Here is a 15,992-nt window from a genome sequence, read left to right on the forward strand (position 1 = left end):
GTTGTTAACAATGTTGTTGGTTTTTAAAACGTTGTAATCCAGTGTTTGAAATCATTTTTTGTATATTGTAGTGTCTTAAATTCTTGTTAAAACTTAACATTAAATTAATATTAACACTAATGAAAAGCAGGATATTTGCACCTGCATTTAATAACAATTAGATTAAAAAATGAAAACATTTAAAAATGTATTACTTGTAGCTTTGTTCTTTGTAACAGCTACAGTTTTAGGTCAAACAAAAATTACTGGTACAGTAGTTGACGAAATGGGGGAGCCATTACCAGGAGCTAATGTTGTAGTAAAAGGGACTACAAACGGATCGGCTACTGATTTTGATGGAAAATTTATGCTAAAGGCTAGTTCTAGCTCAGGAGTGGTAATAGTATCGTTTGTTGGGTATACTAATAAAGAGGTGTCTTTTTCAGGAGTTTCTAACTTAGGGACAATTGCCTTAGAGCCTTCAAATGTGTTAGGTGAAGTTATAATTACAGGGGTTGTTGATATTGCAAAAGATAGAAAGACACCTGTTGCTGTTTCTACTATTAGAGCAGAAGAAATTCAAGAAAAATTAGGATCTAAGGAGTTTCCTGAGATTTTAAACACAACTCCATCTGTTTATGCAACTAAACAAGGTGGTGGTTTTGGAGATTCAAGAATTAATATTCGTGGTTTTGATCAAAGAAATACAGCTGTTATGATTAACGGGATGCCTGTTAACGATATGGAAAATGGTTGGGTATATTGGTCTAACTGGGCTGGTTTAGCTGATGTGACCTCTGCTATGCAAGTGCAAAGAGGTTTAGGGTCTTCTAAATTAGCTATTTCTTCTGTTGGTGGTACTATAAACGTATTAACTAGTTCTGCGGATAAAAAAGAAGGAGGTAGAGTTTATGCAAGTGTAGGGAATGATAATTATTTAAAAACAACTGTTTCTTACAATACAGGTTTGTTAGAAAATGGTTTATCTGTTTCAGCTTTGTTCGGTAGAGTGGCTGGAGATGGTTATGTTGATGGTACTGAGTTTGAGGGGTATAACTTCTACTTAGCCTTAGGTTACAAACCTAATGAAAATCACGACTTTCAGTTCACAGTAACAGGAGCCCCTCAAAGACATAATGGTAGAGGTTATGCACCGTCATTGAATGATTATATTAATTATGGTGATGGAGTAGACCCTAACAGGAAGTATAACTCTGATTGGGGATACAGAAATGGTAAAGAAGAAACTTTTAGTGGGAATTTTTACCACAAGCCTGTTGCTTCTTTAAACTGGGATTGGAGAATAAACGATAATTCTAAATTATCTACAGTATTATATGCCTCTTTAGGTAGAGGAGGATCAGTTGGGTCTATCGGACGCATTAATGGAAATCAATCTTTTGGTTCTAAATTAAAAGATGAAAATGGTTTAGTTCGTATTGATGATATTGTAAGATGGAACAAAGGAGAAGAGGTAGTTGATTTTGGTGGAGGACAATATAATGATCCTACTATGAGAAGTCAATTCAATGGCGCGTATGTTAATACAGGTAATGATGGTCATCCTACAGGTGGAGGTAAATACGGAAGTGATAATGGTATTTCTCAAAGATCTTCGATGAATTCTCATAACTGGTTTGGAGCAATTTCAAACTTTAATACTAAATTAACGGAAGAGTTAACATTAGATTTTGGAGTTGACTTAAGGACTTATAAAGGAATTCATTATAGAAGGTTAGTGGATTTAATGGGAGCTGATAGTTATGTTGATTATGATAATATAAATGCCCCTGCTGGTGCTATAATTACTGAAACATATGCTCCAGAGATTTCAAATATTTGGAATGTTTTCAAAAGTGTAGATGATGAGCAAAAGATAGATTATTATAATGACGGAAAAGTAAATTGGATGGGAGCTTTTACTCAGTTAGAGTATAGTAAAGATGATATCTCTGCGTTTATTCAAGGAGCAGTTTCTCGTCAAGGGTTCCAAAGAATAGATTACTTTAACTATTTAGATTCTGATCCAGATCAGGCATCGGATTGGCAAAACCTTTGGGGAGGTAATATTAAAGGTGGAATTAACTGGAATATAAATGAACAACACAATGTGTTTGCAAATGCAGGTTATTACTCTAAGCAACCTTTATTTGATGCTGTTTTTCCAGATTATAACTCTAACACTGTAAGTGAGGGGTTAACTAACGAAAAGATTTTAGGTCTTGAAGTAGGGTATGGTTTCAGACATGAAAACTATAACGTAAATATTAACTTATATAGAACATCTTGGAAAGACAGATTTTTGACAGCTTCTGGTGAATTTGATATTAATAATACACCTAGTGATGATAGAGATGATATTAGAGGAACAGCAAACTTACAAGGAGTTGAGCAAATTCATATGGGAGTTGAGTTAGAGGCAACAGCTAAGTTTGGTAACTTAACAGTTAATTTAATGGGATCTATCGGTAACTATCAGTATGGTTCTGATGTTGTTGCAACTTATTTTGATGAATCTAATAACCCAATTATTGTTGGAGGAGTAGAACAAGAGAAAACATTGTATTTAGAAGATAAAAAAGTTGGTGATGTACCTCATACTACTTTCAGGTTAGGGTTTGATTATGAGGTTATTGAAGACTTAAAGTTTGATATCAGCCAATTCTATGTAGCTAATTTATATGGATCTATTGATGCAGATGGATTCACTGCTCAGGATTCTAAATCATTAAAATTACCTGGTTATTCATTAACTGATGCTGGAATTTCGTATAAATACACATTCAAGAATGATAACTCTTTAGGATTACGTTTTAACGTAAATAACTTAACAGATGAGTTATATATTTCAGAAGCAGATACAAATAATGCTGCTCGTCCTGGAGATACAACTTGGAATGGTATTAATACATCTAACAGAGTATTTTTCGGTTACGGTAGAACTTGGAATTTAGGATTGACTTATACTTTCTAGTCCAAAAACAAAATAAAACTTAAAACCACCTCACATGAGGTGGTTTTTTTATGCTGAAAATTCAGTACTTTTACAAGTACAAAAAATTAACAAATCATGATGAAAACTTTGCACTCTTATTGGGCATACATTGTATTAGCAGTTTTAATATTTACAGTGGTAAATGCTATTATAGGCTTAATACAAAAAAAAGAATTTACTCATAAAGAGTTCCGTTTAGGGCTGTTTACTTTAATCACAACTCATATTCAACTATTAATAGGTTTAGGGTGGTATTTTATGTCTCCTTGGTATAAAGCCTTAAAAGCAAATGGAGGAGAGGTAATGAAAGAACCAGGGGCAAGATTACTAGCTGTCGAGCATCCATTAATGATGATCATTGCTATTGTATTAATCACGATAGGATGGTCTAAACACAAAAAACAAGTAAAAAGCGAAGCTAAGTTTAAAACCTTTGCTATCTTTTATGGCTTAGCTTTGGTACTAATTCTCGCAAGAATTCCTTGGAGCAATTGGTTTTAAGATAAAATTATAGTCCCGCTTCCGCGGGATTTTCTATTTTTGCGCACTAGTAATGTTTTAATAATGAAATCGGTATGATTTGATGACGATTTTAACCTATTAAATAATAGAACTAAACAAACAACAAAATAACTAAATAGAATGAAGATTTTAAGTTATATACTCTCATCAATCTTTGCATTGGTGTTTTTTTCTTTACTATTAATTTTTCATCCATTACAATGGATTGGGTTAAAACTTTTTGGTCAAGAAGGGCATCAGAATGTGGTAAACATTATGAACTGGTTTTTGATAAAGTCTTTATTGATTTTAGGAATTAGAGTTCAATTTGAAAACAAACACAACTTACCAGAAAACACAACATTAATTTTTGTAGCAAATCATCAAAGTACATTTGATATTCCGCCAATTATTTGGTATCTTAGGAAACACTACCCCAAATTTGTATCAAAAAAAGAACTTGGAAAAGGAATTCCTAGTATTTCTTTCAATTTAAAACATGGAGGAGCTGCTTTAATTGATAGAAAAGACGCCAAACAAGCTTTGTCAGAATTGGGGAAGTTTGCTAAGAGAATAAACGAAAACAAATGGTCTGCAGCTATTTTTCCGGAAGGAACAAGAAGTAAAACAGGAAAACCTAAGGCGTTTTCTGTAAACGGACTTAAAATGTTAGCTAAATACAACCCAGAGGCCTATGTAGTTCCGTTATCAGTCAATAACTCATGGAAAGTATTTAAATATGGAAAATTTCCGTTAGGAATAGGAAGCCCAATAAAAATAACAACTCACGAGCCAATAAAGGTAAATAGTTTACCGTTTGAGGAGTTAGTTTCTAAGACAGAAACAGCTGTAAAATCAGCTATATACTAAACAACAATAAATATAAACCCTTAACCTAAATTATGTCAATACAAAACATTAGAAAGGAAGTAATGCAAACGCTGGAAAAAAACATTGACAGTTTTGTAGACAGATTCTTAATGCCAATTGAAAAAATTTGGCAACCGACAGATTTTTTACCCAATTCACAACAAGATTCTTTTATAGAAGAAGTAAAAGAAATTCAAGAACTATCAAAAGAACTTGACGATGATTTTTGGGTGGTTTTAGTAGGTGATACTATTACCGAAGAAGCACTACCAACATATGAATCTTGGTTATTAGATTTAGATGGAGTTACCCAACAACCAGATAATGGTTGGGCAAAATGGATACGAGCTTGGACAGCAGAAGAAAACCGCCATGGAGATGTGTTAAATAAATACTTATATCTTTCAGGTAGAGTAAATATGCGTGAGGTAGAAGTATCTACACAGCATTTAATTGCCGATGGATTTGATATTGGTACTGCTACCGACCCGTATAAAAATTTTATATACACAAGTTTTCAAGAATTAGCAACGTATGTTTCACATAATAACGTAGCTAAAATAGCCAAAAAACAAGGACACAAAGCATTAGCTAAAATGTCTAAAATTATTGCAGGAGACGAAATGCGTCACCATATGGCGTATACGGAGTTTGTTAAAGAGATTTTTAAGATAGACCCAAGTGAGATGATGTTAGCGTTTCAACACATGATGAAACACAAAATAGTAATGCCTGCAATGCATTTAAGAGAATCATTTGGAGAAAAAGGAAGCTTATTTGATGACTTCTCAACAGTAGCACAAAGAGTAGGTGTGTATACTGGTTTTGATTATGTAGATATTTTGAGAAAATTAAATACTACATGGGAAATTGATAAGATTACCAATTTAACTCCAGAAGCAGAAAAAGCACGTGATTTCTTAATGAAATTACCAGACAGGATGTATCGAATTACAGAACGTATCGTAGTACCCGATACCAAGTTTAATTTTAAATGGATGATTCCTGCATAAAAATAAAAAAGCAACCGAAAGGTTGCTTTTTTATTGAAGTATAAATTCATCTCTATCATCTAAAAATCGAAATCGATTACGGATTTTTGTTTGCTCTTGTTTGTTTAACTCAACAATTAATATTTCCTCAGTTCCTTCACCATTTTTAGCCAAACAGTTTCCTAAAGTATCATAGCAAACCGTATTTCCAGTATATTCATAATTATTGGCATCTACTCCTACTCTATTCACACCAATCGTATAACTCATGTTTTCAATAGCACGCGCTTTTAATAAACTGTCCCAAGCTTCAATACGCGGTTTAGGCCAACTCGCCACATACAGCAATAAATCATAATTTTCGGTATTTCTAGTCCATATAGGGAAGCGTAAATCATAACAAATCATCGGACAGATTTTCCATCCTTTATAATCAACTATAATTCTTTCAGTTCCTGCGGAAAAAGTTTCATGCTCACTAGCTAAGGTAAACGTATGCTTTTTATCATAAAAATCGATTTTTCCTGAAGGATGTACAAATAACAAACGATTGTAAAAAGTAGAGTTCTCACTAACAATGATACTCCCAGTAATGGCAATAGATTTTTTTTGAGCTAAATCTTGTAGCCATTGCACCGTTTCACCTTCCATTGTTTCAGCAACAGCTGAAGCATTCATAGTAAAACCTGTAGTAAACATTTCAGGTAAGACAACTAAATCGATAGTAGTAGATAACGAGTTAATTTTCTGCTCAAACTGTTTTCTGTTAGTTGTCGGATTTTCCCAAACTAAATCCGATTGAATCAAAGCCACTTGTAAAGTATTCGTTGCACTCATGAATATACGTTGTTTGTTCTATCAAAAATAGGATAAAAATTGTACTTTGCTTACAATAAAATCAAGGTATGCAGTCTTTTATTTCAGAAACATTAGATACTATTTTACAAAACACCAAATCGTTTGAAAACGTTGTGTTTATACTGCCATCTCAGAGAGCGGGAGTTTTTGTAAAAGAAACATTTAAAAATAAAATTTCTGCAGGTTTTTTACCAAAAATTATCAATATTGGTGATTTTGTTGAAGAAATTTCTGAAATGAAAAAAGTAGATTCCGTACAGCTCCTTTTTCATTTTTATATGATTTATAAAGAACAAGAAGAGAACCCAGATTCGTTTGATGTGTTTTCGTCATGGGCATTTACAGTGTTACAAGATTTCAATGAAATCGATCAGCACTTAATTAATACACGAGAGATATTTGTGTATTTACGAGATATCCACCGTTTACGAAAATGGTCAGTAAAAGGAGGATTTCATGAAACTGAACTGATGAAAGATCATTTTGCTTTCATGGAAAAGTTAAATAAATATTATGATGCCTTTTATCAGTTTTTACTTGAAAATAATATCGGATACCAAGGGGTTTTGTATAGAGAAGCGACTAAAAAAGTCGCAAAATTTATTAGTAAAAACAAAGAAAAAAAGTGTTTTTTTATAGGGTTTAATGCTTTAAATACTGCAGAAGAGTTCTTGTTTGAACAGTTTTTATTAAACGGAAATGCAGAAGCCTACTGGGATATTGATAGAACGTTTTATGAGATTCAACACCAAGCAGGAAGCTTTTTAAGAAAGTACAAAACTCGCTGGAAATACTATCAACAACATCCAATTCAAACCATTAAAGAGTATTTTTCAGAAGAGAAACATATCGAAGTAATTGGAGCGTCCAAAAACATTACGCAGATAAAACACGCAGGCGAAATTTTAGCAAAACTCCCTAATTATAATAATACAGCATTGGTGTTAGCAGATGAAACACTATTGCCAATCACTTTGAACTCATTACCAGCAACTGTAAATGCAGTAAACATTACAATGGGATATCCGCTAAAAGATATTCCGACAACGAGTTTAGTATTTGCAATTTTTCATTTATTTATTAACCAAGAGAAATTAGAAAAGAAAGAAAGCAATCTTTTTTATCATAAAGATGTAGTCAGGTTAGTAAAAGACGCAACAATTTATACATTACTACAATTAAATGAAGAAAAGAATATTGCAGATGTAATTTCAGAAGCAATAGCCAAAGAAAATAATACATTTGTAAACCAAGAAGAGATAGTTACATTTTTATCCCCTGTAAGTGAAGAAATAAAGAAAACTATAAAGAGTGTTTTTAATCCGTTTTCATCAATTAGTGAATTCTTAAATAGAATAATTGAGCTGATTAATTTGCTAAAAGAAAATGCGAATGAACTAGAAAAAGAATATTTATTCCGTTTTTATACAGCATTTACTCAGTTACAAAACTTACACAACGAATTTGGCTATGTACAAGATTTAAAAACCTTGCACCAGTTTTTTAGACAATTAATCCAGTCGGAAAGTTTATCGTTTCAAGGAGAACCGTTACAAGGATTACAGTTAATGGGAGTGTTAGAAACACGTGTGTTAGATTTTGAAAACGTAATCATAACCTCAGTAAATGAAGGGATTTTACCAGCCAATCAACAGCAAAACACCTTTATTCCTTTTGATGTAAAAATAGAGTTTGGGTTGCCAACGTATAGAGAAAAAGATGCACTGTTTTCATACCACTTTTTCCGATTGTTACAACGTGCTAAAAACATTTATATCTTGTACAATACCGAACATGATGTTTTTGGAAGTGGAGAAAAAAGCCGTTTTGTAACGCAATTAGAAATGATGCGAGACGATATTACAGAAAAAATTATCAGTCCGAAAGTAGTAACGTCACCTGTTCAGTTAAAAGAAATTGAAAAGGATGAAAAAGTATTAGAACGGTTACGGGAATTAGCAAACAAAGGAATTTCTCCGTCAGCATTGACCAATTATTTGTACAATCCGATAGCCTTTTACAAACAGAAAATTTTAAAAATTAATGAATTAGAAGATGTTGAAGAAACCGTTGCAGCAAATACTATGGGAACTGTTGTACACGATACTTTAGAAGAATTGTATAAACCTTTTGAAGGAAAATTTTTGCATGCAGAAGATGTTGAAGTTATGCAAAAAAAAACAAAAGAACTGGTGAGTTTTTATTTTTCGAAACATTTTAAAAACGGAGATTTAACCACAGGAAAAAACCGATTGATTTTTGAAGTAGCGAATCGTTTTGTAGAGAATTTTTTAGCAAAAGAGAAGCACTTGTTGAAAAATGAAAACAATCAACTGAAAATAGTAGCTACAGAGCAAGAGTTGTCCTCAGAAATTAAGGTAGAAGGAATTGACTTTCCTATAAAAATAAAAGGAATTGTAGATCGTATTGATGAGCTAAATGGAGTTACTAGAATTATCGACTATAAAACAGGAATGGTAGATAGTACAAATTTAAAAGTACTCGATTTTGAAGCCATACGCGATTTAAAATATCACAAAGCTATACAAGTAATGTTATATGCCTTTTTATATACCCAACACACACAATTTAATTTTGACAAACCGTTAGCCGCTGGGATAATCTCGTTTAAAAACTTAAAAAATGGTTTTTTACAAATGAATTTTTCATCCAATTACCGAACACCAGATAACGCTATTACAGAAGAAAAATTAGAAGAGTTTATGGGGGAAATAAAAGCAGTGTTGATAGAGTTGTACAATCCAACGATAAATTTTGTTGAACCTGCTGATTTGCCGTATTAAATAGTGGAGCATATCGGAGTCGAACCGATGACCTTTTGAATGCCATTCAAACGCTCTAGCCAACTGAGCTAATGCCCCAAAAAAAGTGTCTTCCAAATATAGTATTTTTAAGGATGCGCATTTACCCAAACCTCACCATCTTCAAAAAACTCTTTTTTCCAAATAGGCACTGTTTCTTTTAAAGTATCAATAGCATACTGGCAAGCATCAAAAGCCGCTTTTCTATGAGGAGAAGAAACTGTAATAATTACTGGGATAGCACCAATAGTTAACAAGCCTTCTGCATGGTGTATGGCTATTTTTGTTACTCCAAATTTTTTCAAAACAGCATCTGCAATCTTTTGCATTTCTTTAAGTGCCATGGGTTTGTATGTGGAAAAATCAAGCTGTGTAACCTTTTTATTTTGAGTAGCGTCTCTTACAGTACCTACAAAAACAGCAATTCCGCCGCAAGAAGGGTCAGTTACAAAATCATAACACTCTTGTAAATTGAGTTTTTCAGATGTTATTTTTATAGAGGTTATATTCATATTTGTATGTAAGTTTAACAAAGATATAAGATTGAAAGCTCAAAAAGAATAGAAACCAATCAGATTTAAATAATTATTTTTGTTTGCTGAAACAAAGAACACAACTTAGATGAAAACATTGAACGATTTCAATTTCGAAAATAAAAAAGCGTTAATCCGTGTAGATTTTAATGTACCCTTAAACGATACTTTTGAAGTAACTGACAATACAAGAATTCAAGCAGCAAAACCAACCATTATTAAAATACTAGAAGATGGAGGAAGTTGTATTTTAATGTCACATTTAGGGCGCCCAAAAGCTAAAGAAGATAATTTTTCGTTACGTCATATTGTTAGTAGTGTAACAGAAGTATTAGGTGTACAAGTGAAATTTGTGGACGATTGTATCGGTTCAACAGTTGAAGAAGCTGTGGCAAACTTAAAAAGTGGAGAAGTTTTATTGTTAGAAAACTTACGTTTTTACCCAGAAGAAAAAGCAGGAGATGTTGCTTTTGCTGAACAGTTATCTAAATTAGGAGATGTGTATGTAAATGATGCTTTTGGTACTGCTCACAGAGCCCACGCATCCACTGCAATTATTGCACAATTTTTTCCAGAGAATAAATGTTTCGGAAATTTGTTAGCAACAGAAATTGAAAGCATTGATAAAGTATTGAACAACTCAGAAAAACCAGTAACTGCTATTTTAGGAGGAGCAAAAGTGTCGTCTAAAATAGGAGTGATTGAAAATATTATTGAAAAAGTAGATCATATTATTGTAGGTGGTGGAATGACGTTTACGTTTATCAAGGCTTTAGGAGGAACGATAGGGAATTCGTTAGTAGAAGATGATAAGTTAGCGTTAGCGTTAGAAATTTTAGCTAAAGCTAAAGAAAATAATACAGAAATTCATTTACCAGTAGATGCGATTATTGCAGATGCTTTTTCAAGCGATGCGAATACACAAGTGGTGGATACGAATGAAATTCCTGATGGATGGATGGGATTAGATTGCGGACCTAAAACCGTGGAGAAGTTTGCAGAAGTTATTGCAAAATCTAAAACTATTTTATGGAACGGGCCTCTAGGGGTTTTTGAAATGGAAAAGTTTGCACAAGGAACGATTGGTTTAGGAAATGCGATAGCAGAAGCTACTAAAAACGGAGTGTTCTCGTTAGTAGGCGGAGGAGACTCGGTTGCTGCAGTAAAACAATTTGGATTTGCTGATAAAGTAAGTTATGTTTCTACAGGAGGAGGAGCGATGTTAGAAATGTTAGAAGGAAAAACCTTACCAGGAATTGAAGCAATTTTAAAATAATTCGTCATTACGAACGAGGTACGAGGAGGAACCTCATTCAAGATAGTAACTTACGTTTTTTAAGATTTCTCACTTCCGTTGCACTCAAGTTCGAAATGACCGTTGTTGTTTTATTAAATAAATCAATAATAACACCTTTAACAATTACAGAATATGATGAAATATACAACACTACCAACTACAGATATTAAAGTTTCTAAAATATGTTTAGGAACTATGACTTGGGGACGACAAAATACCGAAGCAGAAGGTCACGAGCAAATGGATTATGCCTTAGAACAAGGGGTGAATTTTTTTGATACTGCAGAATTATATTCAGTTCCAGCAACACCAGAAACATACGGAGCAACAGAAAAAATTATTGGTTCTTGGTTTAAAAAAACAGGCAACAGAGAGAAAGTAGTGTTGGCTTCTAAAATTGCTGGAGGTGGTGATTATACGGCGCATATTAGAACAGGTGGTTTTAATAGGAAGAATATAGGCGAAGCAATTGAAGATAGCTTAAAACGTCTACAAACAGATTATATCGACTTGTATCAATTACATTGGCCAGATCGTGGGGTGAATTGTTTCGGAGTACGTGATTATCCGTATAAAACTTCAACAGAAGAAGCTGAAAAGCACTTAGAGATTTTAGAAACCTTGAATGACTTTGTAAAACAAGGAAAGATAAAACACGTTGGTTTATCTAATGAAACACCTTGGGGAACGATGAAATATTTACAAACAGCAGAACAACATGATTTGCCTAGAATGGTAACGATTCAAAATTCGTATTCTTTAATTCATAGAGGGTATGAAGTGGGAATGTCTGAAGTCTCTATGCGAGAAAATATTGGTTTGTTAGCGTATTCTCCGTTAGCACAAGGAGTATTAACAGGAAAGTATATTGATGGAAAAACTCCTGAAGGAGCGAGAGGAACCTTATTTCCACGCTTTATCGCACGATATAAAAATGAAGGCTCAGAAAAAGCGGTTTTAGAATATCAAAAAATAGCAAATAAACACGGATTAACGTTGACGGAGCTATCGCTAGCATATATTAATCAGTTACCATTTGTAACGAGTAACATTATCGGAGCTACGAAGATGAGTCAGTTAAAAGAAAATATTAATTCTATTAATATTGAATTGTCTGATGCTATTTTAGCTGAGATAGAAGCTGTGCATAAAGCAATTCCAAATCCAGTGCCATAGTTAGGGTAAGGGTTAAAATGAAAGACGCCTAAAAATATTTTTAGGCGTCTTTTTATATCAATGCATTTTGATACTAACAAACACAGTGAGACCAATCTAAACCATAATTTTCTATTTGATCTTGTATGTAATAATCTCTATCTCTCCAACTAGAGCGACAAAAATCTTCACAATCAAAAAATGCTCTACCACCTTTAATCTCTTCTTGATCTTTTCTGCTTAATCTTTTTCCTAGATTTAAAATTTGTTTTTTCATAATAATAACGATTTAATTAATTTGATTAAATCCTTGAACATTTTATAGACACTCAAGGTTTATGTCTATTTTTCTCGCGAAAGAATTTTAATGAGTTTAAAAATACCATTTTTATTGGGAATATTCACGAAATCAGGGACTTGATTCTGCTGGAGTGCTTTTGATGAGATAGCAAAGTGAATCATTATAAAAATGAAAAGGTTTTTGAAGGAGTAACAAAAAACCGAAGTAAGCTTACTTCGGTTTTTTTATCTGTTTTCTAAACTTTGTATCTAAAATCTATTCCTCTATTATTTTAAAAGAGGTAGCTTTAAATCTTCCGTTTTCAACTTTCCCAGTAACTTCTGCCTTTCTAACTACATTACAGAAACCAATATTTTTATCGTGAGCATCTCCAAAATCATCTATGTGAGCACCGTCAATAAAATAGGCGTTTTGGTCAATTTTTATGGCTAAATCACATCCTTGTTGGCTATTTAAACCAAATTTACATTGCCCGCAAGAGGCTTCTACGATTTGTGTCTTTTCTTTAGGGGAGCTGCAAGCAACAATTCCAAAGAGTGCAAAAATTAGTATATTTTTCATAGGTTAAATATACATAAATAAGCACAAAAAACCCAGAATAAATCTATTCTGGGTTGGGTTAAGTTGGGTTAATTATGGTATTTATAACCTCCTAACTTTCTTCTTCACCAACAAGTTCACTTTGTGTGGTTACAGAGCCAGTAGTTGCGTTTCCGTAAACAGGAGTTTCATTTCTTAGAATGTCAATCACTCTTGCGAAATTATCTGCTGTCATATATGGAGTTTCCTGTCTTTTCCCCTGAAATGTCGTAAAGTAAAATTTACCTAAATCAATTTTAGGATCTCATAAAGCTTGATAGCCTTTTAATTTTGTCCATCCTGTTGTTCCTTGTGCATAATGTGGCATAATATGTTAGTTTGGGTTAATAGTTGTGTAAAATTATCAAAAAACACAATCTAACAGGGTTGCCTATTTCCCATTTTTAACAGGGATATACTCCTAATTTTTTAAAGATAGAAGGACTTATTTATTAAGGGGTTATATCTAATTAATATCCTATTTTACCTCGAACTCTTTGTAGTACATCTTTTGCAATTACACGAGCTTTTTCTGCTCCTATAGCTAAAGCTTCGTCAATTTCATGACGGTTTTCCATATAGTGACTATACTTAGCACGAACATCAGCAAATTTATCTACAATTAATTCATAAAGTGCTTGTTTAGCGTGTCCGTATCCATAGCCTCCATTTTCATAATTAGCACGCATTTCAGCTATTTGCTCTTCTGAAGCTAATAATTTATATAATGCAAATACATTGTCAGTATCTGGATCTTTTGGGTCTTCTAAAGCTTTACTATCTGTTTGAATAGCCATAATTTGTTTACGTAATTTCTTGTCTGCTAAGAAAATATTGATGAAATTATTTCGAGATTTGCTCATTTTTTCACCATCAGCTCCCGGAACTAGTTTCGTGTTTTCATTTATCTTAGCTTGAGGCGGAACTAGAGTTTCTCCAACAATATTGTTAAACCTATTAGCAACATCACGTGTCATTTCTAAATGTTGTAACTGATCTTTTCCAACAGGAACAACTTCAGCATCGTATAATAAAATATCTGCAGCCATTAACATTGGGTAAGTAAACAAACCAGCATTTACGTCAGCTAAACGGTCAGCTTTATCTTTAAAACCATGTGCTAAGGTTAAACGTTGAAAAGGAAAAAAACAACTTAAGTACCAGGTTAACTCAGTAGTTTCAGGAATATCACTTTGACGATAAAACACGGTTTTGTTAATGTCAAGACCACAAGCAAGCCAAGTAGCCGCAACACTATAGGTGTTTTCACGCAATTCATTTCCATCTTTAATTTGGGTTAAAGAATGCATGTCGGCAATGAAAATAAATGATTCGTTTTTTGAATCATTTGCCATTTCAACTGCAGGTAAAATTGCTCCTAATAAGTTTCCTAAATGTGGGGTTCCTGTACTTTGTACTCCTGTTAAAATTCTTGACATAAGTCTGTTTTGAAATGTTTTTAAATAAGTGCTTGCTTAAGTGAGCAAAAATAAGCTTAAAATTTATCAAACAAAAGAAATTACTACATTCGCATCTTAGGGGAACCTTGTTACTAAGTTTTCTTGAGAAAAAGAAGTATAAGGTTAGGTAGTTGATTATAATTAAAAAGGTTTGAAGTATATATTTTTTCCTGTTCGGTTTATTTGGCGTGTTTGGTTCTATGTGTTAATTGTAATTTCAATATTGTTAATGGCACCTTTTATGCTGGTTTTAACTTCAGATGAAAAATATTATCCAGTTTTTTGGAAAGTAGTGAGAGCTTGGGCCTTCTTTTTAATTTATGGGATGGGGTTTCGATTAAAAGTTGAAAAAGATCAAGAACTAGATCGAAATAAAAGTTATATGTTTTGTGCTAATCATGCGTCATTTATAGATCCATGGATTTTAATAGCTATGAGTAAAAATCCAATAGTTTTTGTAGGAAAGAAAGAATTAGCAAAGTTTCCAATTTTTGGTTTTTTTTATAAAAAAGTAGTAATTGTAGTTGATAGAAGTGATTTAGAAAGTAGAAAAAAAGTCTATGAACAAGCCCATAGCAGATTAAAAAATGGAACAAGTGTTGCTATTTTCCCTGAAGGGTTAGTGCCTGCTGAAAATATCGTTTTAGCACCGTTTAAGAATGGGGCATTTAGTTTAGCTATAGAACATCAAATACCTATTGTACCACAAGTGTATTATGATGGAAAACGTTTATTTTCTTGGGATTTTTTCAAAGGCAGTCCAGGAACACTAAGAGTTAAGCAATGTGAATTTATTGAAACAGAATACTTAGTTGCAGGGGATAAGAAAAAGCTTAAAGAGCAAACATATAATGTGATATACAATGAATTGATAAATGATGAGTTGTATATGAAAGATACCAATCGACTAAACAATGAGCGAGAGTTTAAATCACCATTATAGTGAAAAAGAAGAAAAGTTAAATATACTCACCCACGGATTTGGGTTACTGCTTAGTATTGTAGCTTTTCCTTTTCTTGTACAAAAATCACTTAGTTATCATAGCTTCTGGAAAGTAGCTAGTTTTTGTATTTACGGATTGAGTTTAGTAATTCTATATGCAGCCTCTACTTTTTACCATGCGTCTAAAGAACCTAAACTTAGACGGAGGCTTAATATTTTTGATCATGCTGCTATTTATGTATTAATTGCCGGAACGTATACGCCCTTTTGTTTAGTTGTACTGCCACCAAAACTGGGTTGGTATATGTTTGTTTTTGTGTGGTTATTTGCTATTACTGGTGTTATATTGAAGCTTTTTTTTACTGGACGGTTCGATAAATTGTCAACAGCTTTATATCTGCTAATGGGATGGCAAGTTGTTTTTGTAATAAAGCCTTTAATGGAAAACTTATCAAAAGAAGGGTTGTTATATCTTTTTCTTGGTGGGATCTTTTATACTGTTGGAGCGATTTTTTATTCCATTAAAAAATTGAAATATAGCCATGCAACCTTCCATGTTTTTGTGTTATTAGGAAGTTTAAGTCATTTTTTAGCGATTTTTTATATTGATTAATTTTGTTTTACTGTTAAAAAAAATAAATATCTGTAAATTTAAAGTTAAAATAATGCTAATAGGTAATTTATTGCCTGTATTGGTTAGTATTGTA

The 15,992-nt window shown here is 32.8% G+C and carries 15 protein-coding genes and 1 tRNA gene; 9 read left to right on the forward strand and 7 right to left on the reverse strand.

The genetic code is table 11. The annotated features are described in order from the left end of the window. The first annotated feature begins 169 nt into the window (after window positions 1-169). The 4 genes from MK851_RS02310 to MK851_RS02325 all read left to right on the forward strand — a co-directional run bounded on the left by MK851_RS02310 (window position 170) and on the right by MK851_RS02325 (window position 5,358). On the forward strand, window positions 170-2,953 hold the full coding sequence (locus MK851_RS02310) for a TonB-dependent receptor (protein WP_320241061.1): 2,784 nt from the start codon (window positions 170-172) through the stop codon (window positions 2,951-2,953). Window positions 2,954-3,052: 99 nt separating this feature from the next. Beyond that, window positions 3,053-3,475 (forward strand): hypothetical protein, encoded by a 423-nt coding sequence (locus MK851_RS02315; protein WP_320241275.1) that lies wholly within the window; start codon window positions 3,053-3,055, stop codon window positions 3,473-3,475. 141 nt (window positions 3,476-3,616) lie between these two features. Continuing rightward, on the forward strand, window positions 3,617-4,345 hold the full coding sequence (locus MK851_RS02320) for a lysophospholipid acyltransferase family protein (protein WP_320241063.1): 729 nt from the start codon (window positions 3,617-3,619) through the stop codon (window positions 4,343-4,345). A 32-nt stretch (window positions 4,346-4,377) separates the two neighbouring features. Then, the gene (locus MK851_RS02325) at window positions 4,378-5,358 is read left to right on the forward strand and encodes an acyl-ACP desaturase (RefSeq protein WP_303505230.1); all 981 of its coding nucleotides are present in this window, start codon (window positions 4,378-4,380) and stop codon (window positions 5,356-5,358) included. Between the two features lie 30 nt (window positions 5,359-5,388). On the opposite strand, the gene MK851_RS02330 is transcribed toward MK851_RS02325, so the two are convergent. Next, on the reverse strand, window positions 5,389-6,174 hold the full coding sequence (locus tag MK851_RS02330; protein WP_320241065.1) for an amidohydrolase: 786 nt from the start codon (window positions 6,172-6,174) through the stop codon (window positions 5,389-5,391). A gap of 68 nt (window positions 6,175-6,242) precedes the next feature. Here MK851_RS02330 and MK851_RS02335 point away from each other — a divergent pair, with 68 nt between their 5' ends. Further along, window positions 6,243-8,999, forward strand: a complete 2,757-nt coding sequence (locus MK851_RS02335) for a PD-(D/E)XK nuclease family protein (protein WP_320241067.1) — start codon at window positions 6,243-6,245, stop codon at window positions 8,997-8,999. Window positions 9,000-9,003: 4 nt separating this feature from the next. Here MK851_RS02335 and MK851_RS02340 read toward each other — a convergent pair. Both MK851_RS02340 and MK851_RS02345 read right to left on the reverse strand, forming a co-directional pair. Next, window positions 9,004-9,077: transfer RNA gene (locus MK851_RS02340), tRNA-Ala, on the reverse strand. 29 nt (window positions 9,078-9,106) lie between these two features. Further along, complete coding sequence (locus MK851_RS02345) at window positions 9,107-9,529, reverse strand: molybdenum cofactor biosynthesis protein MoaE (protein WP_320241069.1); 423 nt, start codon at window positions 9,527-9,529, stop codon at window positions 9,107-9,109. A 109-nt stretch (window positions 9,530-9,638) separates the two neighbouring features. Between MK851_RS02345 and MK851_RS02350 the strand changes: the two genes are divergently transcribed. Together MK851_RS02350 and MK851_RS02355 are read left to right on the forward strand one after the other, a co-directional pair. After that, a complete protein-coding gene (locus tag MK851_RS02350; RefSeq protein WP_320241071.1) occupies window positions 9,639-10,826 on the forward strand; it encodes a phosphoglycerate kinase in 1,188 nt (395 codons plus the stop codon). A 156-nt stretch (window positions 10,827-10,982) separates the two neighbouring features. Continuing rightward, window positions 10,983-12,023, forward strand: coding sequence for an NADP(H)-dependent aldo-keto reductase (locus tag MK851_RS02355; protein WP_320241276.1), 1,041 nt, complete (start codon window positions 10,983-10,985; stop codon window positions 12,021-12,023). A gap of 73 nt (window positions 12,024-12,096) precedes the next feature. On the opposite strand, the gene MK851_RS02360 is transcribed toward MK851_RS02355, so the two are convergent. The 4 genes from MK851_RS02360 to trpS form a co-directional block, all read right to left on the reverse strand. Next, complete coding sequence (locus MK851_RS02360) at window positions 12,097-12,279, reverse strand: hypothetical protein (RefSeq protein ID WP_320241073.1); 183 nt, start codon at window positions 12,277-12,279, stop codon at window positions 12,097-12,099. A 279-nt stretch (window positions 12,280-12,558) separates the two neighbouring features. Then, complete coding sequence (locus tag MK851_RS02365; RefSeq protein ID WP_320241075.1) at window positions 12,559-12,864, reverse strand: DUF6370 family protein; 306 nt, start codon at window positions 12,862-12,864, stop codon at window positions 12,559-12,561. A 91-nt stretch (window positions 12,865-12,955) separates the two neighbouring features. Continuing rightward, window positions 12,956-13,078, reverse strand: a complete 123-nt coding sequence (locus MK851_RS02370) for a hypothetical protein (RefSeq protein ID WP_320241078.1) — start codon at window positions 13,076-13,078, stop codon at window positions 12,956-12,958. Between the two features lie 274 nt (window positions 13,079-13,352). Continuing rightward, complete coding sequence (gene trpS / locus MK851_RS02375) at window positions 13,353-14,321, reverse strand: tryptophan--tRNA ligase (protein ID WP_320241079.1); 969 nt, start codon at window positions 14,319-14,321, stop codon at window positions 13,353-13,355. A 172-nt stretch (window positions 14,322-14,493) separates the two neighbouring features. Between trpS and MK851_RS02380 the strand changes: the two genes are divergently transcribed. Both MK851_RS02380 and trhA read left to right on the forward strand, forming a co-directional pair. Continuing rightward, on the forward strand, window positions 14,494-15,285 hold the full coding sequence (locus MK851_RS02380; protein ID WP_413788378.1) for a lysophospholipid acyltransferase family protein: 792 nt from the start codon (window positions 14,494-14,496) through the stop codon (window positions 15,283-15,285). Beyond that, window positions 15,257-15,898 carry a PAQR family membrane homeostasis protein TrhA gene (gene trhA, locus MK851_RS02385; protein WP_320241081.1) on the forward strand — a complete coding sequence of 214 codons (642 nt, stop codon included), beginning with the start codon at window positions 15,257-15,259 and terminating at the stop codon, window positions 15,896-15,898. The genes MK851_RS02380 and trhA overlap by 29 nt, the downstream gene beginning before the upstream one ends. Window positions 15,899-15,992 lie beyond the last annotated feature (94 nt).

This window comes from Tenacibaculum sp. 1B UA, assembly GCF_033978845.1.
Classification (GTDB): Bacteria; Bacteroidota; Bacteroidia; order Flavobacteriales; family Flavobacteriaceae; genus Polaribacter.